21 protein-coding genes are annotated in these 21214 nt (G+C 69.5%); 13 read left to right on the plus strand and 8 right to left on the minus strand.

Going from position 1 to position 21214, the window contains the following annotated elements:
• Positions 1 to 116 precede the first annotated feature (116 nt).
• The 4 genes from U5798_RS25365 to U5798_RS25380 form a co-directional block, all read right to left on the minus strand.
• Positions 117 to 1139: an Ldh family oxidoreductase gene (locus tag U5798_RS25365; protein ID WP_322083575.1), complete on the minus strand. Its 1023-nt coding sequence runs from the start codon at positions 1137 to 1139 to the stop codon at positions 117 to 119.
• Positions 1132 to 2724, minus strand: a complete 1593-nt coding sequence (locus U5798_RS25370) for an aldehyde dehydrogenase (NADP(+)) (RefSeq protein WP_322083576.1) — start codon at positions 2722 to 2724, stop codon at positions 1132 to 1134. The genes U5798_RS25365 and U5798_RS25370 overlap by 8 nt, the downstream gene beginning before the upstream one ends.
• A gap of 75 nt (positions 2725 to 2799) precedes the next feature.
• Positions 2800 to 4425: an APC family permease gene (locus U5798_RS25375; RefSeq protein WP_322083577.1), complete on the minus strand. Its 1626-nt coding sequence runs from the start codon at positions 4423 to 4425 to the stop codon at positions 2800 to 2802.
• 228 nt (positions 4426 to 4653) lie between these two features.
• The gene (locus U5798_RS25380; protein ID WP_006484863.1) at positions 4654 to 5574 is read right to left on the minus strand and encodes a dihydrodipicolinate synthase family protein; all 921 of its coding nucleotides are present in this window, start codon (positions 5572 to 5574) and stop codon (positions 4654 to 4656) included.
• A 251-nt stretch (positions 5575 to 5825) separates the two neighbouring features.
• On the opposite strand from U5798_RS25380, the gene U5798_RS25385 reads away from it, so the two are divergent.
• The 4 genes from U5798_RS25385 to U5798_RS25400 all read left to right on the plus strand — a co-directional run bounded on the left by U5798_RS25385 (position 5826) and on the right by U5798_RS25400 (position 9592).
• Positions 5826 to 6758, plus strand: a complete 933-nt coding sequence (locus tag U5798_RS25385; RefSeq protein WP_322083637.1) for a 4-hydroxyproline epimerase — start codon at positions 5826 to 5828, stop codon at positions 6756 to 6758.
• Positions 6755 to 7894, plus strand: a complete 1140-nt coding sequence (locus U5798_RS25390; RefSeq protein WP_322083578.1) for an FAD-binding oxidoreductase — start codon at positions 6755 to 6757, stop codon at positions 7892 to 7894. Before U5798_RS25385 ends, U5798_RS25390 begins: the two co-directional genes overlap by 4 nt.
• Before the next feature lie 199 nt (positions 7895 to 8093).
• Positions 8094 to 8327, plus strand: coding sequence for a 2Fe-2S iron-sulfur cluster-binding protein (locus U5798_RS25395; protein WP_124448064.1), 234 nt, complete (start codon positions 8094 to 8096; stop codon positions 8325 to 8327).
• Positions 8324 to 9592 (plus strand): FAD/NAD(P)-binding oxidoreductase, encoded by a 1269-nt coding sequence (locus tag U5798_RS25400; RefSeq protein ID WP_322083579.1) that lies wholly within the window; start codon positions 8324 to 8326, stop codon positions 9590 to 9592. Before U5798_RS25395 ends, U5798_RS25400 begins: the two co-directional genes overlap by 4 nt.
• A gap of 48 nt (positions 9593 to 9640) precedes the next feature.
• Here U5798_RS25400 and U5798_RS25405 read toward each other — a convergent pair whose 3' ends face one another.
• Entirely contained in the window at positions 9641 to 10585 is a 945-nt protein-coding gene (locus U5798_RS25405) for a LysR family transcriptional regulator (protein ID WP_124448062.1), read from the minus strand.
• 168 nt (positions 10586 to 10753) lie between these two features.
• On the opposite strand from U5798_RS25405, the gene gtdA reads away from it, so the two are divergent.
• The 8 genes from gtdA to U5798_RS25445 all read left to right on the plus strand — a co-directional run bounded on the left by gtdA (position 10754) and on the right by U5798_RS25445 (position 17212).
• Complete coding sequence (gene gtdA / locus U5798_RS25410; protein ID WP_322083580.1) at positions 10754 to 11797, plus strand: gentisate 1,2-dioxygenase; 1044 nt, start codon at positions 10754 to 10756, stop codon at positions 11795 to 11797.
• Between the two features lie 82 nt (positions 11798 to 11879).
• Positions 11880 to 12578, plus strand: coding sequence for a fumarylacetoacetate hydrolase family protein (locus U5798_RS25415; RefSeq protein WP_322083581.1), 699 nt, complete (start codon positions 11880 to 11882; stop codon positions 12576 to 12578).
• A gap of 25 nt (positions 12579 to 12603) precedes the next feature.
• Complete coding sequence (maiA, locus tag U5798_RS25420) at positions 12604 to 13245, plus strand: maleylacetoacetate isomerase (protein WP_322083582.1); 642 nt, start codon at positions 12604 to 12606, stop codon at positions 13243 to 13245.
• A gap of 19 nt (positions 13246 to 13264) precedes the next feature.
• A complete protein-coding gene (locus tag U5798_RS25425; protein WP_322083583.1) occupies positions 13265 to 14473 on the plus strand; it encodes a 3-hydroxybenzoate 6-monooxygenase in 1209 nt (402 codons plus the stop codon).
• Between the two features lie 81 nt (positions 14474 to 14554).
• On the plus strand, positions 14555 to 15916 hold the full coding sequence (locus U5798_RS25430) for an aromatic acid/H+ symport family MFS transporter (RefSeq protein ID WP_322083584.1): 1362 nt from the start codon (positions 14555 to 14557) through the stop codon (positions 15914 to 15916).
• A 97-nt stretch (positions 15917 to 16013) separates the two neighbouring features.
• Complete coding sequence (locus tag U5798_RS25435; protein ID WP_322083585.1) at positions 16014 to 16364, plus strand: metalloregulator ArsR/SmtB family transcription factor; 351 nt, start codon at positions 16014 to 16016, stop codon at positions 16362 to 16364.
• Complete coding sequence (locus U5798_RS25440; protein WP_322083586.1) at positions 16354 to 16788, plus strand: YeeE/YedE family protein; 435 nt, start codon at positions 16354 to 16356, stop codon at positions 16786 to 16788. The genes U5798_RS25435 and U5798_RS25440 overlap by 11 nt, the downstream gene beginning before the upstream one ends.
• Before the next feature lies 1 nt (position 16789).
• Positions 16790 to 17212 (plus strand): DUF6691 family protein, encoded by a 423-nt coding sequence (locus U5798_RS25445; protein WP_322083587.1) that lies wholly within the window; start codon positions 16790 to 16792, stop codon positions 17210 to 17212.
• Positions 17213 to 17354: 142 nt separating this feature from the next.
• On the opposite strand, the gene U5798_RS25450 is transcribed toward U5798_RS25445, so the two are convergent.
• On the minus strand, positions 17355 to 17705 hold the full coding sequence (locus U5798_RS25450; protein ID WP_322083588.1) for a hypothetical protein: 351 nt from the start codon (positions 17703 to 17705) through the stop codon (positions 17355 to 17357).
• Positions 17706 to 17916: 211 nt separating this feature from the next.
• On the opposite strand from U5798_RS25450, the gene U5798_RS25455 reads away from it, so the two are divergent.
• A complete protein-coding gene (locus U5798_RS25455) occupies positions 17917 to 19401 on the plus strand; it encodes a PLP-dependent aminotransferase family protein (protein ID WP_322083589.1) in 1485 nt (494 codons plus the stop codon).
• Positions 19402 to 19482: 81 nt separating this feature from the next.
• On the opposite strand, the gene U5798_RS25460 is transcribed toward U5798_RS25455, so the two are convergent.
• Together U5798_RS25460 and U5798_RS25465 are read right to left on the minus strand one after the other, a co-directional pair.
• On the minus strand, positions 19483 to 19758 hold the full coding sequence (locus tag U5798_RS25460) for a hypothetical protein (protein ID WP_034191604.1): 276 nt from the start codon (positions 19756 to 19758) through the stop codon (positions 19483 to 19485).
• Positions 19759 to 19855: 97 nt separating this feature from the next.
• Complete coding sequence (locus U5798_RS25465; RefSeq protein ID WP_322083638.1) at positions 19856 to 21208, minus strand: cytochrome-c peroxidase; 1353 nt, start codon at positions 21206 to 21208, stop codon at positions 19856 to 19858.
• Positions 21209 to 21214: the final 6 nt, after the last annotated feature.

The following is a 21214-nucleotide window of genomic DNA, read 5'->3' on the forward strand; positions in this document are numbered from 1 at the left end:
CGGGTGCGGGCGGCGTAAGGGGCTGGTGGTGACGGGCGGTCCGCCCGGCCGGTTCGGGCGGCGGTGGAGTCGCCTGCTCGTCGATGACGAATCCGCGCCGCCCCGGCGCCCCGGCGTCAGTCGAGCAGCGTCAGGATCTCGTCGTACAGCGCTTTCGGAACCCGCACGCCGTTCGCGATGCTGCGCGCGCGGGCGTCGAAGCGCCGTTGCGACGGCAGCCGCGCACCCTGCGCGACGATCGATTCGAACATCCGTTCGCCGCGCGCGAGGCCTGCGTCGAGATCGTCGCCGAGGAACACCTTCGGGTCGAACGCGATCACGAGCTCGCCGTGGCACGGCGTCGCGCCGACGCCTTCGTCGAAGTCCATCGATTCGCGGCTCGTCATATCGCCGATCAGCGCGCCGCCGAGCAATTCGACCATCGCCGCGAGCGCCGAGCCCTTGTGACCGCCGAACGTGCGCATCGCACCTTGCAGCGCGGCCTTCGGGTCGGTGGTCGGCTGGCCGTCGGCATCGATCGCCCAGTGCGATGGAATCGCCTTGCCTTGCTTCGCGTGCAGCTCGATGTCGCCGCGCGCGATCGCGCTCGTCGCGAAATCGAACACGAACGGCTCGCCGCCCGGGCGCGGCCACGCGAACGCGATCGGGTTCGTGCCGAACACGGGTTCGCGGCCGCCCTCCGGCGCGACCCAGCTGTGGCTCGGGTTCATCGCGATGCCGACCAGCCCCTCGGCCGCGATCGCCTCGACCTCGGGCCACAGCGCGGAGAAGTGGTAGCAGTGATTGATCGTCATCGCGGCGATCCCGTGCGCCTTCGCCATCCCGACCAGCACCGGCAACCCGGTTTCGAAGCTCAGCAGCGAGAAGCCGCGATGCGCATCGACGGAAACGATCGACGACGACAGCTTGCGCAGCGTCGGCACCGCTTGCGGATCGACCTTGCCCTTCTTCAGCGAACGCACGCAGACGAGCAGCCGGTACACGCCGTGCGAATGGCATTCGTCGCGCTGGCCCTGCGTGATCACGTTGGCGATGGCCCGCGCATGCGCGTCGGACATCCCGTTGTGCGTCAGCACGCGCAACGCGAGCGCGTGGACCTCGTCGAGCGACAGGACGACTTCGGCGCTTTGCTCAGACATGGTTCACCTCGCGCGGCGCGGGTACGCCATCGATGCGTTGCGGCACCTTCAGCGGATTGCCGCTGCGGATCGCGTCCGGCAGCAGCGCGTCCGGCAGGTCCTGGTAGGACACGGGGCGCAGGAAGCGCTCGATCGCGCGTGCGCCGACGGAGGTCGTGCGCGTGTCGGATGTCGCGGGGAACGGGCCGCCGTGCACCATCGCATGGCCGACCTCGACGCCGGTGCCGAAGCCGTTGACGAGAATGCGGCCGGCCTTGCGTTCGAGCGTCGGGCGCAGCGCGGCGAACAGCGCTGCGTCGCCGTCGGCGAGATGCGCGGCAATCGTCAGCTGGCCGTCGAGCGACTTCAGCACGCGATGCAGCGTGTCGGCATCCGGACAGCGGACGATCAGCGACGCGGGGCCGAATACTTCGTCGCGCAGCTCGGGGTGCGCGATGAACGCGTCGGCCGAGGTCGCGAACAGCGCCGCGCGGGCCTGGTGGCGGCCGCCTGTCGCGCCTTCCGCCAGCAGTTCGACCGCGTCGTGCTCGCGCAGCGCCGCGACGCCTTGCGCATAGCTCGCGTGGATAGGCGGCGTCAGCATCGTCTGCGCGGCCGCCGCGCGTACGGCATCGGCCGCCGCGGCTTCGAACGCGCGCAGCGCGGGGCCGTCGACGGCGAGCACCAGGCCCGGGTTCGTGCAGAACTGGCCGGCGCCGAGCGTGAGCGAAGCGACGAACTGCGGCGCGATCGCGTCGTGGCGCGCCTCGAGCGCGGCGGGAAACAGCAGCACGGGATTGATCGAGCTCATTTCCGCATAGACCGGAATCGGCTCGGCTCGCGCGGCCGCGATATGCATCAGCGCGACGCCGCCGCGCCGCGACCCGGTGAAGCCGACGGCCTTGATGCGCGGATCGGCGACGAGCGCCTGGCCGATCTCGCGCGACGCATCGAACAGCAGCGAGAACACGCCGGCCGGCATCGCGCATTCGCGCGCGGCCTGCTGGATCGCGCGGCCGACGAGTTCCGACGTGCCCGGGTGCGCGGAATGGGCCTTGACGATCACCGGGCAGCCGGCCGCGAGCGCCGATGCCGTATCGCCGCCGGCGACCGAGAACGCGAGCGGGAAGTTCGACGCGCCGAACACGGCGACGGGCCCGACCGCGACGTTGCGCAGCCGCAGGTCGACGCGCGGCAGCGGCTTGCGTTCGGGGCGCGCCGGATCGATGCGCGCGTCGAGAAAGCCGCCGTCGCGCACGAGCGACGCGAACAGCGCGAGCTGGCCGACCGTGCGTCCGCGCTCGCCTTCGATGCGTGCGCGCGGCAGCCCCGTTTCGATGACGCAGCGCTCGATCAGGTCGTCGCCGAGCGCCATGATGTGGCGGCCGATCGCGTCGAGAAACGCGGCGCGGGCTTCGAGCGAGGTTTCGCGATAGGTGTCGAACGCGTCGTCGGCGAGCGCGCAGGCCGCCTCCAGGTCGTGCAGGCTCGCACCGCCGAAAGCGGGTTCGAGCGGTTCGCCGGTGGCGGCGGCGATCGCGTGGAGGGTGCCGTTCTGTCCGGCGACGGCGGACTGGCCGATCAGCAGTTGACCTGTGAGTTGCATGGTTTTCCTCGGAAAAAGCAGGGGCCGGGCGTGGTGTGCCCGGCCGCAGGGATCATGGGAAAGGGCGCGGGTGCGTCAGTCCTCGTCGTCGTCGAGTTGCAGCTTGTCGGCGCGCACGCCGGTATTGGCGCCCCAGTAGTAGATGACGAGCGCGACGGCCGCGACGACGACCGTGTCGTACGGATGCGCAAGCCGGCCCGTGCCGCCGAAGCCGCCGAGATACGACAGCACGATCATCGCGGCGTAGAACGCGATCAGCCAAGCCGACGAGCGCACTTGCTCGGCGAGGCTCAGGTGCGCGGTCGGCACCCAGCGGCGGCACGCGAGATAGATGACGAACATCACGATCTGCAGGCCGAGCAGCCAGGACACGGTGCTCCAGCCCGACCAGTAGACGATCAGCGCGGCGATCACGAACGACGCCGGGCCGGTGAGGCCGAACGCGCTCGCGCGGAACGGCCGCGGCAGGTCGGGCGCGGTGCGGCGCAGCGCGGCGACCGACACCGGTGCGACCGCGTAGCTCAGCACGAGCGCGGCCGACACGATGTTGATCAGCGCTTCCCACGACGGGAACGGCAGCGTCCAGAAGATCGCGAGGCCGAACGTGAGCCACAGGCCAGCGCGCGGGATGCCCGACGCTTCGTCGACGCGCGTGAACACCTTGAAGAACGTGCCCGTCTTCGCCCAGCCGTAGACGACGCGCGGCGTCGCGTTCATGTAGATGTTGCCGCAGCCGCTCGGCGAGATCATCGCGTCGGCGACCACCATCACCGCGAGCCAGCCGACGCCGAGCGCGAGCGCGATGTCGCGGTACGGCAGCGAGAACGCCTTGCTCACGTCGTGCCAGCCGCCGGTGAGCATCGCCGTCGGGATGCTGCCGATGAACGCGAGCTGCAGCAGCACGTAGATCAGCGTCGACAGCAGGATCGACAGGATCAGCGCGATCGGGATCGTGCGCTGCGGATTGCGCACCTCGCTCGCGACCGACACGATCGGCGTGAGCCCGAGATACGCGAAGATGATGCCGCCGGCGGACACGGCCATCTCGATGCCCGGCATGCCGAACGGCGCGAAGCCTTGCACGGTGAGGTTCGCGGGCTTGAAGAACGTGAACAGCACCGCGATCACCGCCAGCGGCACGATGAACTTGAAGATGCTGATGATGTTGTTCGCTTTCGCGAACGTCTTCACGCTCGAATAGTTCAGGTAAAAGAAGAAGCAGAGCAGCGCGGCCTGCACGAGCCAGCCGACGGTGGTCGGGTCGCTCGATCCTTCGACGGTGAGGCCCGGAAACCACGCGGCCGCATACTGGCGCGCGGCGACGACCTCGATCGCGATCAGGCTCGAAAAGGCGATCAGCGTGATGAAGCCCATCAGATAGCCGAGCAGCGGGCCGTGCGAGAACACCGGGTAGCGCACCACGCCGCCCGCGCGCGGCAGCGCGGCGCCGAGTTCGCAGTAGACGATGCCGAGCAGCAGCACCGCGAAGCCGCCGAGCAGCCACGAGAAGATGCCGGCCGGGCCCGCGATCGTCGACACGTGACTCGCGGCGAACAGCCACCCCGAACCGAAAATGGCGCCGAGACCGATGAAGGTGAGATCGGTCAGCGACAGCTGTTTCTTGAACTTGCCGTGACCCGCGTCGGGGTGCGCGGAACGGGAAAGCGGGACAGACGGGTGAGCGTTGCCTTGGCCTGGCATGGGCTTGTCTCCTGGGGGAATGGCGGTGCAGGCGCGAGTTGCGCGCGCTCCGACGGAGCAGCGCGCACGCCTGCCGGCCGGCGTCGCCCGGTTCGAACGACCGGGGCGGGCTGCGGGCCGCTCACCTGCGGCGCGGGTGGGCGCCGGAGCGAACGGGCCCGCGGGCCAATGCCGGACCGGAGGCGGCGGTGTGCAGGGCAGGCCCGCGCGCCGCCGCAGGGGAGTCGATCAGAGACCGACGTCGGGCAGTGCCGGGCGCGTTTCGAGCGCCTTCGCGACGATCGCCTTCACTTCCGCGAGCGTGTCGCCCTGCAGCGCGAGGCGCGGCGGACGCGTGATCGCGCTGCCGCGGCCGACCAGTTCTTCGCACAGCTTGATGCATTGCACGAGGTCGGGGCGCGCATCGAGGTGCAGCAGCGGCATGAACCAGCGATAGAGCGCGAGCGCTTCGTCGAAGCGCTTCTGCTTCGCGAGGCGGAACAGCGTCTCGCCTTCCTTCGGGAACGCGTTCGACATGCCCGACACCCAGCCTTCGGCGCCGACCGCGATGCTCTCGACCACGACGTCGTCGAGGCCCGCGAACAGCACGAAGCGATCGCCGACCGCATTGCGCAGGTCGATGAAGCGGCGCGTATCGCCCGACGAATCCTTGAAGCAGACGATGTTCTCGCAATCCTGCAGCGCGATCAGCACGTCGGGCGTCACGTCGTTCTTGTAGATCGGCGGGTTGTTGTAGACCATCACCGGCAGGTCGGTGCTCGTCGCGACCGCGCGGAAGTGCGCGGCGGTTTCGTGCGGCTTCGCCGAGTACACGAGCGCGGGCATCACCATCACGCCGTCGACGCCGACGCGCTGCGCTTCACGCACCGTGTTGCGTGCGAATTCGGTGGTGAATTCGGCGATGCCGGCGATCACCGGAATCTTGCCGCCGGCCGCATCGCGCGCGGCCTCGATCACCTGGAGTTTCTCGCTCGTCGACAGCGACGTGTTTTCGCCGACCGTGCCGCAGACCACGAGGCCCGACACGCCGTCGTTCACCAGGTTCTTGACCACGCGGTGCGTGGCGTCGATGTCGAGGGAAAAGTCCGGCTTGAACTGGGTGCTGACGGCCGGGAAAACCCCGGTCCACTGAATGGCGTTTCGGCTCACTGAAATCTCCTACGTTCGTATCGGTCGGCCGACGGGTGTGTCGGTGTGGCAACCAGTATCGCCGCGCAAACGCCCATCACGCTTGAGTCGTATCGCGGAGCAAAATGACGAAATCGGCACAGCGGCCGGCCGGCGCGGGAGGGGTGCGTCGGACTATGCCGATTTCGTCGTCGTCCTCATCGAAAACCCACAAGCGGACGGACGCGCGACGGAGGAAGCTATGCTCCTTTCCCCACTTCGGACAGCTCATGATGAAGCGCATCCAGATCATCGATTCGCACACGGGCGGCGAACCCACTCGGCTCGTCGTGTCCGGCTTCCCGTCGCTCGGCAGCGGCACGATGGCCGAGCGCCGCGACGTGCTCGCGCGCGAGCACGACCGCTACCGCACCGCGTGCATCCTCGAGCCGCGCGGCAGCGACGTGCTGGTCGGCGCGCTGCTGTGCGAACCCGTCTCGCCCGACGCGGCGGCCGGCGTGATCTTCTTCAACAATAGCGGCTACCTCGGGATGTGCGGGCACGGCACGATCGGCGTCGTGCGCACGCTGCATCACATGGGGCGCATCGCGCCGGGCGTGCACCGGATCGAAACGCCCGTCGGCACCGTCGAGGCCACGCTGCACGACGACCTGTCGGTCAGCGTGCGCAACGTGCCCGCATATCGCCATACGCAGGGCGTCGCGCTCGACGTGCCGGGATACGGCCCCGTGAAGGGCGACATCGCGTGGGGCGGCAACTGGTTCTTCCTGATCAGCGACCACGGGCAGCGCGTGGCCGGCGACAACGTCGCGGCGCTCACCGCGTATGCGTCGGCCGTCCGCGAAGGGCTCGAACGGGCGGGCATCACCGGCGCGAACGGCGGCGAGATCGACCATATCGAGCTGTTCGCCGACGATCCCGAGCACGACAGCCGCAGCTTCGTGCTGTGCCCGGGCCTCGCGTACGATCGTTCGCCGTGCGGCACCGGCACCAGCGCGAAGCTCGCGTGCCTCGCGGCCGACGGCAAGCTCGCGCCGGGCGCCGTGTGGCGGCAGGCGAGCGTGATCGGCAGCGTGTTCCACGCGAGCTACGAGCAGGCCGACGGCGGCATCGTGCCGACGATCCGCGGCAGCGCGCACCTGAGCGCGGAAGCGACGCTGCTGATCGAGGCAGACGACCCGTTCGGCTGGGGCATCGGGTCGTGAGCGAAACGAAGACCGACGTCGTCGTGATCGGCGCCGGCATCGTCGGCGCGGCGTGCGCGCACGAACTCGCGCAGCGCGGGCTGCGCGTGCTCGTCGTCGACGACGCGAGCGGCGGCGCGACCGGCGCAGGGATGGGCCACCTCGTCGCGATGGACGACAACGCGGCCGAGCTCGCGCTGAGCCATTACTCGATCGAGTTGTGGCGCGCGTTGAGCGGCGAGATGCCGGAAGGCTGCGCCTATCGCAACTGCGGCACGCTGTGGCTCGCGGCCGATGCGCACGAGATGGATCTGGCACGTGCGAAGCAGGCGACGCTCGCCGCGCACGGCGTGGCCGGCGAACTGATCGACGCGGCGGCGCTCGCGCAACTGGAGCCGATGCTGCGCACGGGCCTCGGCGGCGCGCTGAAGATTCCCGGCGACGCGATTCTCTACGCGCCGGTTACCGCGAACTGGCTGCTGCAGTGCGCGCCGCGCATCACGTTGCGTCGCGACCGGGCCGTCGCGGTCGATGGCGCGGTCGATGGCCCGAGCGTGACGCTTGCAAGCGGCGACACGCTGCGTGCGGAGCGCGTGGTCGTCGCGAATGGCGTCGCCGCGCGCACGCTGCTGCCCGAGCTGCCGCTGCGCCCGAAAAAGGGCCACTTGTTGATTACCGACCGCTATCCGGGACACGTGTCGCACCAGCTCGTCGAGCTCGGCTATGCGGCGAGCGCGCATGCGAGCGACGGCACGTCGGTCGCGTTCAATGTGCAGCCACGGCCGACCGGCCAGTTGCTGATCGGCTCGTCGCGCCAGTTCGACACCGAGGATGCGCGCGTCGAGCCGCCCGTGCTCGCACGCATGCTGCGCCGCGCGGTCGGCTATTTGCCGGATCTGGCCGACCTGAACGGCATCCGCTCATGGACCGGCTTCCGCTCCGCGAGCCCCGATGGCCTGCCGCTGCTCGGCGAGCACCCGGCAAGGCCGGGCGTGTGGCTCGCGGTCGGGCACGAGGGGCTCGGCGTGACGACAGCGCCGGGCAGCGCGCGGCTCGTCGCCGCGCTGATGGCCGGCGAGCGGCCGCCGATCGATATCGAACCGTATTTGCCGGGACGCTTCCTGACTGCGTCCTCCTTGGCCGGAGTGTTGACATGAAACGACCCCCACGCTCACTTCGTTCGCTGTCGACCGGAGTCGGCGCTTCATTGCTTGCTCCGGTCCCATGCAAGGCGCCCCCCGCGGGGGCGGTCAGCCGCCCACGGCCGGCTTTGCAAAGCCGGCCGGCTACGCAGGCGCAGAGCGATGCTCTGCGAATTCCCTGCTACGCCCTTGGGGCGGCCCGGCGGAGGCTGACATGATCATTCATCTGGACGGCCGCGCGCTGACGGTGGCCGACGGCGCGACCGTCGCGGCCGCCGTCGCGGCGAGCGGCGACGACACGACGCGTGTGTCGTGCACGGGTGCGGCGCGTGCGCCGTTTTGCGGGATGGGCATTTGCCAGGAATGCCGGATGACGATCGACGGCCGGCGCCGGCTGGCGTGCCAGACGCTGTGCCGCGACGGGATGCACGTGGAGCGCACGCGATGAAACAGGAACGACTGAGCGTCGACGTCGCGATCGTCGGCGCGGGCCCCGCCGGGCTGTCGGCCGCGCGGGCCGCCGCGCAAAGCGGCGCGACGGTCGCGATCGTCGACGACAACCCGCGCGCGGGCGGGCAGATCTGGCGGCAGGGTGCAGCGGCCACGCCTGCGCCGGCCGCCGCCGAACGACTCGCCGTGCTGCGGCAGCCGAACGTCACGCATCTCGCGGCGACGCGCATCGTCGCCGAAACGCAGCCGGGCACGCTGCTGCTCGAGGACGACGAGCGCGGGCGGCTGCTCGATTTCCGGACGCTGATCCTCTGCTGCGGTGCCCGCGAGCTGCTGCTGCCGTTTCCGGGCTGGACGCTGCCCGGCGTCACCGGGGCGGGCGGTTTGCAGGCGCTGATCAAGTACGGCCTCGACGTGCGCGGCCAGCGCACGGTGATCGCCGGCAGCGGGCCGCTGCTGCTCGCGAGCGCGGCGACCGCCCGTCACGCCGGCGCGCGCGTGTCGCACGTGCTCGAGCAGGCCGCATGGGGCGAAGTGGCCGGTTTCGGCACGGGGCTGTGGCGCTGGCCGTCGAAGCTCGTGCAGGCCGCGAAGCTCGTCACGGCCGCTTACCGGCCCAATGCGCATGTCGTCGAGGCGTTCGGCGACAAGCGGCTCGAACGCGTGCGGATCCGGCAGGGCGATCGTGTGTTCGAGGTCGATTGCGACCGGCTCGCGTGCGGCTTCGGCCTCGTGCCGAACACCGTGCTGCCGAGTCATCTCGGCTGCCGGATCGACAACGGCGCGGTGGCGGTCGATGTGCACCAGCGTACGAGCCGCGACGGGTATTTCGCAGCAGGCGAGTGCACGGGTGTCGGCGGCAGCGAACTCGCGATGGTCGAAGGCGAAATCGCCGGCTACGCGGCGACCGGGCAGACGGCGCCGTTGGCTGCGCTCGTCGCGCGGCGCGCGCACTGGCAGGCTTTTGCGGATGCCGTGCGCGATCGCTTTGCGATCCGCGAGCCGATCCGCCGGCTCGCGCGGCCCGATACGCTGCTGTGCCGTTGCGAGGATGTGCGCTTCGACTCGGTCGCACAGGCACCTGGCTGGACGGCTGCCAAGCTGCAATCGCGTTGCGGGATGGGCGCGTGCCAGGGCCGCGTATGCGGCGCGGCCGCGCAGGCGCTGTTCGGCTGGACGCCGCCGGTGCCGCGCACGCCGCTCGTCCCCGCGCGGGTCGGCACGCTGATGCTCGACGGCACCGCATCCTGCGACGGCGCGTGACGCGTCGCGTCCAGGCGGCCCGGTTCGCGCCGGGCCGCGCCGCGCTGCTTACTCCACCGTCACTTTCTCCCATCCGCCGACTTGCGGTGCCGCACAGGCGCGCAGGCACTCGATCGTCGCGGCCACGGCCGCGCGGTTCGCGCTGTCGGGGTGCCAGTAGATCGACACCGCGCCCTGGCCCTCGAGCTCCATCGGCAGGATGCGGATCGCGTTCAGTTGGGCGAAGCGCCGCGCGGCACGCTGCGACGCGACGCCGAGCAGGTCGGTGTTGTTCAGCAGTGTGAGGTTCAGGATCGACGAATTCGATTCGACGCAGTGCGGCGGCTGCACGCGGCCGGCGGCATTCAGCGCGGCTTCCAGTGCGTTGTGCACGGGCGTGCCGGACGGCCATACGATCCACGGGTAGGCGAGCACGTCGTCCCAGCCGACCGACGCCGCGCCGGCGAGCGCATGGTCGGGCCGCGCGACGAACACGACCGGATCGACGTACAGCGCTTCGGCATGCAGCAGCGGATCGACGGAGGTCGATCCCGAGCGGCCGACGACGATATCGAGTTCGCTGCGTGCGAGCTGCGGCATCAGCTGGTTCATCGTGCTTTCGGTGAGCCGCACCTGCGCGCGCGGCATCCGCTTCAGCAACTGCGATACCGCGAGCGGCACCGTGTCGGCCGCCGCCACGCCCGACGTGCCGATCGTCACGAGGCCGCTGCCGCCTTCGCGCAGCGCGGCCATGTCGTCGCGCGCGACGTCGAGCTGCGCTTCGACGCGACGCGCGTGCTCGATCAACGCTTCGCCGTACGGCGTCGGCCGCAGGCCGCGCGCATGCCGCTCGAACAGCGGCAGCCCGACATCCTCTTCCAGCTCCTTCAGCCATTTCGACAGCGCGGGCTGCGTGGTCGCGAGCGCCACCGCCGACTGGCTCAGGTTGCCGGTGCCGGCCAGGCTCAGCAGTACCTGGAGATGCCGCAATCGCAGCCGGTGGGTCCAGTCCATCGCATGCCTCGTCTCGAGAAGGTATATCCAGAATTATATGAATCAGATGATTTGACCATTTTACCGGGTATGGCTGCGTCGAATATAAATCCACTCACGGACTGCAGCACGGTCCCCGACCAGACAGACCCGGCGCCGACGCCGATCGGCCGCCTCGAAGGAGACATCATGACGACCCAACCGGACGCGTCGCGCGCCGCCTACTACGCACGGATCGCCGAGCAGCGCCTCGCGCCGCTGTGGGAATCGCTGCACAACCTCGTGCCGAAATCGCCGCAGCCGGCCGCGCAGGCCGCGATCTGGAAGTACGCGCAGGTACGCGACCTCGTGATGCAGGCCGGCAGCGTGATCAGCGCGGAAGAAGCCGTGCGCCGCGTGCTCGTGCTGGAGAACCCGGGGCTGCCCGGCAAGTCGAGCATGACGCCGAGCCTGTATGCGGGGCTGCAGCTGATCCTGCCGGGCGAGATCGCGCCGAGCCACCGGCACACGCAGTCGGCGTTGCGCTTCATCGTCGAAGGGCGCGGCGCATGGACGGCCGTGAACGGCGAGCGCACGACGATGCATCCGGGCGACTTCATCATCACGCCGTCGTGGGCGTGGCACGACCACGGCAATCCGTCGGCGGACGAGGGCGGCGAGCCGGTCGTGTGGCTCGACGGGCTCGACATTCCGCTCGTCGCGAGCCTCGACGCCGGTTTCGCGGAGAACTATCCGGAAGCCGTGCAGCCCGTGAATCGCCCGGAAGGCGACAGCCTCGCGCGCTTCGGTCACAACATGGTGCCGGTGCGGCATCGCGTGAGCGATCCGACGTCGCCGGTGTTCAGCTATCCGTATGCACGCAGCCGCGACGCGCTCGACGCGCTGTACCGGAACGGCGAACTCGATGCGTGGGACGGCGTGAAGCTGCGCTATGTGAACCCCGCGACCGGCGGTTGGCCGATGCCGACCATCGCCACCTTCATGCAGTTCCTGCCCGCCGGTTTCGACGGCCGTACGTACCGCAGCACCGACGCGACGATCTACTGCGTCGTCGAAGGCGCCGGCACTGCACACATCGGCGACAACGCATTCGCGTTCGAGCCGCACGACATCTTCGTCGCGCCGTCATGGGCGCCGGTGCGGCTGTCGGCGTCGTCCGACAGCGTGCTGTTCAGCTATTCCGACCGGCCCGTGCTGTCCGCGCTGAACCTGCTGCGCGAAGCGCGCGACTGATACCGCCCGCGTTCGACGATCCGTTTTCCGTGCGCCGTCGTGGCGGCGCACGCCTTCATTCATGCCTACGCTGGAGCCGTTCATGACTTTCGTTTTCCCGCCCGAAGCGCCCGTCGCGCTGCCCGTCGCCGGCAGCGATGCCCGATTCGCAGTACGCCGCGTCTATTGCGTCGGCCGCAACTACGCGGCCCATGCGCGTGAAATGGGCTTCGATCCCGATCGCGAGCCGCCGTTCTTCTTCTGCAAGCCGGCCGATTCGATCGTGCCGGTCGCGTACGGCGAAACGCTCGAACTCGCGTATCCGTCGCAGACGCAGAACTATCACTACGAAGCCGAACTCGTCGCGGTGATCGGCAAGGGCGGCTCGGATATTCCGCTCGATCATGCACTCGAACACGTGTGGGGCTATGCGGTCGGCCTCGACATGACGCGCCGCGACCTGCAGATGAAGATGCGCGAGATGGGCCGGCCGTGGGAAATCGGCAAGGCGTTCGACCGCTCGGCGCCGATCGGGCCCGTGCATCCGGCAAGCGACGTCGGTCATTTCGAGCAGGGCGGACTGTGGCTGACCGTCAATGGCGCGACGAAGCAGCAGAGCGACGTGTCGCACCTGATCTGGTCGGTCGCGGAGACGGTGGCCGACCTGTCGAAGTTCTTCCGCCTCGAACCGGGCGACGTGATCTTCACGGGTACGCCGGAAGGTGTCGGCGCGGTGGTGGCCGGCGACGTGATGAAGGTCGGCGTCGAGCGCCTCGGCGAACTGACCGTGCGCGTGGTCTGACGCGCTTTCCCCGAAAGGCCACATCGTGCAACTGCATAGCTTCTTCAACAGTTCGACGTCCTACCGGGTGCGCATCGCGCTCGCGCTGAAAGGATTGCCGTACGACACGCTGCCCGTGAATATCCGCACCGGCGAGCATCGCGATGCCGCTTACGTCGCGCAGGTGAATCCGTCGGCGGCGGTGCCGGCGCTGGCCGACGGCGATTTCCGTCTCGGCCAGTCGCTCGCGATCCTCGATTACCTCGACCAGATCCAGCCGACGCCTCGCCTGATTCCGCTCGAACCGCGCCGCCGGGCACGCGTGCTGGAACTGGCCGCGCTGATCGCGTGCGACATCCACCCCGTCAACAACCTGCGCGTGCTGCGCTATCTCGACAGCGAGCTGAAGGTCACGCCGCAGCAGAAGACCGCGTGGTATCGCCACTGGATCGCGGAAGGGATGGCCGGCGTCGAGCGGCTGCTGGCCCGCGCGGACGAGGGCCCGTGGTGCTTCGGCGCCACGCCGACGCTCGCCGACGTGTGCCTCGTGCCGCAGGTCGCGAACGCGTTGCGGATGGATTGCGACCTGAGCGCGTATCCGCGCAGCCTCGCGGTGTTCGAACACGCGCGCCACGAGCCGGCTTTCGACGCCGCGCAGCCGCAGCGGCAACCGGATTACGTCGCATAACACGAAGCAGGAGACAGAGATGGGCGAGACACACAACAACGGCCGGCACGTACTCGTGATCGGCGGCGGTATCGGCGGGCTGGCGGCGGCGCTGGCACTCGCGCGCCAGGGCATCCGCGTGAAGCTGCTCGAACAGGCCGGGCAGATCGGTGAGATCGGCGCGGGAATCCAGCTCGCGGCGAACGCATTCAACGCGCTCGACGCGCTGGGTGTCGGCGAGGCCGCACGCGGCCGCGCGGTGTTCACCGACTGGCTGCAACTGATGGATGCGATCGATGCACGCGAGGTCGCGCGCATCGATACGGGCGCCGCGTACCGTGAGCGCTTCGGCAATCCGTATGCGGTGATCCATCGCGCGGACATCCATCTGTCGATCTACGAGGCCGTGAAGGATCACCCGCTGATCGCGTTCCGGACGAGCACGCAGGTGTGCGGCTTCGAGCAGGACGGCAACGGCGTGACCGTGATCGACCAGCATGGCGAACGCTATCGCGCCGACGCGGTGATCGGCTGCGACGGCGTGAAATCCGCGATCCGTCAGGCGCTGATCGGCGATGAACATCGCGTGACGGGCCACGTCGTGTATCGCGCGGTGGTCGACGTCGACAACATGCCGAAGGATCTGCAGATCAATGCGCCGGTCGTGTGGGCCGGCCCGCATTGCCATCTCGTTCACTATCCGCTGCGCGGCGGGCGGCAGTACAACCTCGTCGTCACGTTCCACAGCCGCGAGCAGGAGACGTGGGGCGTGCGCGAGGGCAGCAAGGAAGAAGTGCTGTCGTACTTCGACGGCATTCACCCGCTGCCGAAGCAGATGCTCGACCGGCCGACGTCGTGGAAGCGCTGGGCGACCGCCGACCGCGATCCAGTCGAGCGCTGGAGCGCGGGCCGCGCGACGGTGCTCGGCGACGCCGCGCATCCGATGACGCAGTACATCGCGCAGGGCGCATGCCAGGCGCTCGAGGACGCAGTGACGCTCGGCGCAGCCGTTGCACGGACCGACGGCGATTTCGAGGCGGCGTTCGCGCTGTACGAGCGCGTGCGGATTCCGCGTACCGCACGCGTGCTGTATTCGGCACGGGAAATGGGACGGATCTATCACGCGAAAGGCGTCGAGCGGCAGGTGCGCAACGGGCTCTGGGTCGGCCGCACGCAGGCGCGGTTCTACGACGCGCTCGACTGGCTGCACGGCTGGCGCGCGGAGGATTGCCTGAAGACGGTCGCGTAACGCATCCGTTCAGCCCGAATCCGGCGGCGCGCATTTCAACGACATACGACGCGCGACCGCCTTCCTGGAGGAGACACCATCATGGCCGATACGCTGTCCATCGACGTCAGCGAATGGATCGACCGGCATCGCGTGGCGCCGTTTCAGGCCGCGATCGTCGTTCTGTGCTTTCTGATCGTCGCGATCGACGGGTTCGATACCGCATCGATCGGTTTCATCGCACCCGTCATCCGCGCGGAATGGGGCTTGTCGCCCGCGCAGCTGGCACCCGTGTTCGGCGCAGGGCTGGCCGGGCTGATGGCCGGCGCGCTCGTGTTCGGGCCGTTCGGCGACCGGTTCGGCCGCAAGCGCCTGCTGCTCGCGTGCGTGGCGTGCTTCGGCATCGCGAGCGCCGCGTCGGCGAGCGCGGGCGGCCCGGCCGAGCTGATCGTGTGGCGCTTCTTGACCGGGCTCGGGCTCGGCGGCGCGATGCCGAACGCGATCACGCTGACGTCCGAATACTGCCCGGCGCGCCGCCGCTCGCTGCTCGTGACGACGATGTTCTGCGGCTTCACGATCGGCTCCGCGCTCGGCGGGCTCGCCGCCGCGTCGCTGATCGAGCATCACGGCTGGCGCTCGGTGCTCGTGGTCGGCGGCGCCGCGCCGCTGCTGCTCCTGCCGGTGCTCGCCTGGCGGCTGCCGGAATCGGTGCGCTATCTCGTCAACCGGAACGCGCCTGCCGCGCGGATCGCGGCGATGCTCGGCCGCATCGCACCGGATCCGCACCTCGCGCACGCGTCGTTCGTCGCACCGGGCGGCAAGCCGGCCGGGTCGCCGCTCGGCCGGCTGTTCGATGCCGACCTGCTGCGCGGCACGCTGCTGCTGTGGCTGACGTTCTTCATGAGTCTGCTCGTCATCTACTTGCTGTCGAGCTGGCTGCCGACGCTGCTGCGCACGACCGGTGCAACGCTGCAGACAGCCGCGCGCGTGACCGCGATGTTCCAGGTCGGCGGCACGCTCGGCGCGATCGTCCTCGGCGGGTTGATGGATCGCTTCGACCCGCATCGCGTATTGGCCAGCAGCTATGCGGCGGCCGGCATCTTCGTTGCGGCGATCGGCATGTTTGCCGCGTCGCCGTGGGGGGCCGCGCTGGCCGTGTTCGCGGCCGGTTTCTGCGTGTCGGGTTCGCAGGTCGGCGCGAATGCGCTGTCGGCCGCGTTCTATCCGACCGCGTGCCGGACCACCGGCGTGAGCTGGGCGAACGGGATCGGCCGTGGCGGTTCGGTCGTCGGATCGATGGCAGGTGGCGCGATGCTGGCGATGGGCGTGCCGCTGTCGACCGCGTTTGCCGTCGTGGCGGCACCGTGCGCGATTGCGGCGCTCGCGGTGCTGGTGCTCGGCATGGTGCGCGCCGAAGCGGCGCGGGCGGCGGGTGTCGATGGCGTGGCGGGCGAGCAGGCCTGAGCGAAGGCGGGCAGCAGCGGCGTCAGCGGACGCGCGGCGGGATGCATCAATATATAAATTTATATAATATTGATGCTTTAATTGAAATCCTGTCCCGATGAACGACGCTCTTCCCGCCGGGCTGCCCGAGCCCGATCAGATGCGCGCTGCCGCCGAATCGGCCTGCGCGCTCCTCAAGGTGCTGTCGAATCCCGACCGGCTGCTGCTGCTGTGCGAGCTGTCGCAGGGCGAGCGCTGCGTCAGCGATCTCGAGACGCGGCTGGACATTCGCCAGCCGACGCTGTCGCAGCAGCTCGGCGTATTGCGGGACAACGCGCTGGTCCGTACACGCCGCGACGGCAAGAACATCCACTATTCGCTCGACAGCCCGGCCGTGATCGCGGTGATGGGCGTGCTGTACGAACAGTTCTGCGGCGCGGCCGCGAAGGGGACGCGCGATGCAGCTTGATGCGCTTCATTTCACGCCGTGGCTGTCGCTGGCCGGCGGCGTGCTGATCGGGCTCGCGGCCGCGTGGCTCGTCGCGTTCAACGGCCGGATTGCCGGCATCAGCGGGATCGTCGGCGGCCTGTTGACTGCGGGGGCGGGCGAGCGCGACTGGCGCATCGCGTTCGTCGGCGGGATGATCGTCGCACCGGTCGTGATGCGTGTCGCCGGAGCCGGCCTGACACCGCAGGTCGACGCGAGCTGGCCTGAATTGCTGGCGGCCGGCCTGCTGGTCGGCATCGGTACGCGGTACGCAGGCGGCTGCACGAGCGGCCACGGCGTGTGCGGGATGTCGCGCGGTGCGCTGCGCTCGGTGGTCGCGACGGCGACCTTCATGGTCGCGGGCTTCGTGACCGTCTTCGTGCGGCTGCACGTGGTGGGAGGCTGACATGCACGCAGGATTCGCGTTTCTGGGCGGGCTGCTGTTCGGCATCGGCCTCATCGTGTCCGGCATGGCCAATCCGCAGAAGGTGCTCGGCTTTCTCGACCTGGCCGGCCGCTGGGATCCGTCGCTCGCGTTCGTGATGGCCGGCGCGGTGGGTGTGGCCGTGTTCGCGTTCGCGTGGGCGAAGCGCCGGACGCTGTCGTGGCTCGGCCTGCCGATCCGGTTGCCGGCGGTGCGGGCAATCACCGTGCGGCTGGTCGCAGGCAGCGCGGTGTTCGGCATCGGCTGGGGGATGGCGGGGTTCTGTCCGGGGCCCGCGATCGTGTCGATCGGCTTCGGGTCGGCCAAGGGGATCGCGTTCGTCGTCGCGATGCTGGCCGGGATGGCGATTTTCGAATGGGTCGAGCGGCGCCGGAACGCGCATTGAGGTGACGGCCGTCGCATGCCGGGCTGATGGCGGCGGCCGTGGCGGCGTCTGCGGATAAGGATGGCGGGAGCAGGGTGCGTTAGTCAGTTGTTGCGATGACGGGGGCTGTCCGGCGTTTGCCGCGACGTAGCAAGTCGCGATTTCAGGAATGCTCCCGCACGTGATGGCCACCGCGCACTCGCCCTGACAGCCGGCCCAGGATTCCGCGCCACGCCCCGAGCAAGCTTATCGGGTTTGCAGGGGCCACGACCGTCGTACTGACCACGCCGGAACCGCCGGCCGACAACGCCACGTGGCCGGCCGTCTCGAATGTCAGACATTCGCCTTCGTCGAGCACGCGACGGATGTATTGCGGCGCGTCGGGCAGCCAGTCGAGCCCGCCGTGACGCAACGTGACCGCAAGCGCACCGTCCAGCACGATCACCTGGCTGCCCTTGTCGAACCACGCAAAGTGGCTTTGCCCGGCGTCGAGCCGGATGTGTTGCGTCCGCATGGCGATTCCTTTTCCCGGTTGCTCCGGTTGCGCGGCCTCGCGATGGCGAAGCGATAGCGTGCAATCAGGTTAGGGAAACAGGTGCGGACACGACAGATTCAGGGGACGGGAATCTGCTGCGGTGCAGGCGGCGATTTCGTATTGCTGTATCGGTGGGTTTTCTCCCGATCTGTATCTGGCGTGCGCCTGGCGGCGCGGGCACGATCGTCCGATGACGCCTTTTACCAACGCATCCCGCCCGCCATTGCCGCTGGACGGTGAGCCGCTTTACGAACGGCTCGCCGAGCATTACCGCCGCATCATCGCGGCCGGCACGCTGTCGCCCGGCGACCGGATGCCGTCGGTGCGCGCGTTCATGGCGCAGCACGGCGTAAGCCTGTCGACCGCGACCCAGGCGTTCCGGCGGCTCGAGGATACGGGCTGGTGCGAGGCCAAGCCGCGCTCGGGCTACTTCGTGCGGCGCCGCGCGGCGGCTGCACTCGCCACGCTGCCGGAAAGCGACGGGCCGCCGTTGCGCGTCGAGCCACCGTTCGCGGGCCTGCATGAACGTGTGTCGCACGTGATCGACCGCGCGAACGCGGTAACCGACGCGTTGAATCTCGGCGGCGCGTCCGCGCTCGCCACGCTGTATCCGGCTGACCGCCTGCAGGCGCTGGCGATCCGGCTGCTGCGACGCAAGCCCACGTTGCTGACCGATGCGGGGCCCGTCGGCGGTTCGCCCGAATTTCGGCAGACGATGGCCAAACGCGCGCTGTCGTACGGCGTGGCGGTGACACCGGATGACGTGCTGTCGACGAGCGGCGGCGTCGATGCCGTGAATCTCGCGTTGCGCGCGGTGGCGCGCCCCGGCGACACGATCGCGATCGAATCGCCGGCCTTCTTCGGCCTGATCCAGTTGCTCGAAAGTCTCGGCCTGCGTGCGCTCGAAATCCCGGCGAGCCCGACGACCGGGCTGTCGATCGAGGCGCTTGAAGTGGCGCTGGCCGCGTATCCGGACATTCGGGCCGTGGTCGTCGTGCCGAACCTGCAGAACCCGCTCGGCTGCGTGATGCCGGACGAGCGCAAGGCCGCGCTCGTCGCGCTGTGCTCGCGCCACGGTGTGGCCGTGATCGAGGACGAGCCGTATCGCGAGCTCGTCGAAGGGCCACAGACGGTCAAGCCGGTCAAGGCATGGGACCGCGATGGCACGGTGATCTACTGCCCGTCGTTCAACAAGGTGCTGGCGCCCGGGATGCGGCTCGGCTGGATGAGCGCGGGGCGCTGGCAGGCGCGCGTGAGGATGCTGAAGTTCGCGCAAAGCCGGCACAACGCTGCGCTGCTGCAGGCAGTGGCCGCCGAATTCGTCGGGTCGGGGGCGTTCGACCGCCACCTGCACCGGTTTCGTGCTCAATTGCGCGTGCAGCGCGACGTGACGATCGACGCGATCGCGCGACATTTTCCGACCGGCACGCGGATGAACCAGCCGCTGGGCGGGATGCTGCTGTGGATCGCATTGCCGGACGGCGTGCGTTCCGAGGCGCTGTTCGATGCCGCGCTAGCGCAGGGGATCAGGATCGCGCCCGGTTCGATCTTCTCGAACTCCGACCGCTTCGACGGCTATATCCGGCTGGCCTGCACGCGCGTGTTCGATGCGGCGCACGAAGCAGCGTTCGAAACGCTCGGCCGCCTCGTACGGGAAGCCACGGCGGCAGCGTAAGCGCAGCGGCGGCCGGCCGGACTGGCGAATACGCGGGCGCGCCGGCTTGCCGAGGCGCCGCCGCGGCAAGCCGCCGCCATTTCATCGGCTGGCCGAGTGTGTGGCGAGGTGCTGGCGGATCAGCGACAGGTAACGATCGCCGACCGAGAAATCGCGTGCGGCGCGCGGCCGGTCGGCCTGGCGCAGCGTGGCCGGCGCGCTCATGCCCAGATACCGGCATACGGCGGACGGGAAGGGCTTGCGCGTATGCCCGAGCTGGCGAGCCGCGCGCTCGACGCGGGCATCGCCGACCTGGGCGCGAAGCCATGCCAGCACTTGGCGATCGGCTTCGTTGACGATACGGACCAGATGTTCCATCGCGCACCTCACTGTTCATAAATACAGTACTGTAAATATAACCAGTGTTTGCGCCGACCGCAAGCGGATGCCGATGCGATTGGCCATCCGGCCAGGGTCAACGCGCAGGCGTGGCGGTTCGCGCGATCCGGGCGGCGGGGGCGACGGGGGCCGCGACCGCCGTATATCGCGCGTCGGTCAGCGTGCCGAGGAACGCGACGATGTCGTCGATTTCCGCGTCGGTCAGCGCGGGCGGCGTCCCGGGCCGGCGGTTCATAGGCGTCGAGTTGACGTTGATGTTGCCGCGATAGGCGGCCGGCACGTCGTCGAACGTGTTGGCGCCGTGGTACCAGAAGCCGGGATCGGTCGAGCGCGTGTTGTAGAACGCGACCGCGTCGCGCAGCGTCGTGAACACGCCGTTGTGCATGAACGTCTGCTTGACCGCGACGTTGCGCAGCCCCGGCGTGCGCAGGTAGCCGCACCATTGCGTCGGCTCGGGCCAGCGCAGCCGGCGCGCGGTGTCGCACAGCCCGTTGTCGAAATGGCGCGGATCGCGGTTCGCCGGCAGCGCGCGGTTGCGCGGCACCGCGATCGCGTCGTAGCCGAAATCGGTGAACAGCGAGCGCTCCGGGCGGCTCGACGTGTCCGACAGCGTGTGGCAGGTCATGCAATTGCCCTTGTCCGGATTCCGGAACAGCGCGAGGCCGCGCATCTCGGCCGGCGCGAGCGGCTTGCGGGTACGCAGGAACGCGTCGAAGCGCGACGTGAACGGCGCCATCTCGTCGCTCTGCAGATACGCCTCGACGGCCGAACCGAGCGCGCGCACCAGTTGCTCGGGATCGCGCCGCACCGGCGCACCGAAATGCGCGGCGAGATCCGGCGCGAGTTCGGTCGCATCGACCTTGCGCAGCAGCGCGGCCGGCGACCGGTTGTTCATCTCGTTCGAATCGAACAGCGGCCCGCGGATCTGCTCGGCGAGCGTATCCGCGCGGCCGTCGCTGAACAGGCCGCCGAACGGCGACGGCGCGGGCGCGTCGTCGTCCTGGTAGAAGTGGCGGCGCGGCACGTAGCGCACATAGAGCAGCGACGGCGCGTTGCGCCGGCTGAAGCGCCCGGGCCGGCTGCCTTCCGGTACGCCGGGCCCCGCGAGCGACGCAGCCGACAGCGTCGGCGCGAAGGCGCGCCCCGGATCGTGGCAGCCCGCGCACGACATGCCGCGCGGCTCGGACAGCCGCGGGTCGAAGAAGATCCGGCGGCCGAGCGCGACGAGCGTCGGGTTCGGCGCGAAGCGTGCGGTGGCCGCGTCGATCTTGCTTGTCACCTGTGGCGTGCCGTTGCCGATCGTATCGACGACGCGCGACGGCGGCGCGCCGGGAAGCAGTACCGTTTCGGCCGGCGCGGCGTGGGCCGCGAGCGCCACGCCGGTGAGCAGCATGGCTGCAAGCGCGTGCCGCAATTGCCGGCCGCGCATCACGCG

The organism is Burkholderia sp. BCC1972 (assembly GCF_905339605.1).
In the GTDB taxonomy this organism is placed as follows: Bacteria; Pseudomonadota; Gammaproteobacteria; order Burkholderiales; family Burkholderiaceae; genus Burkholderia.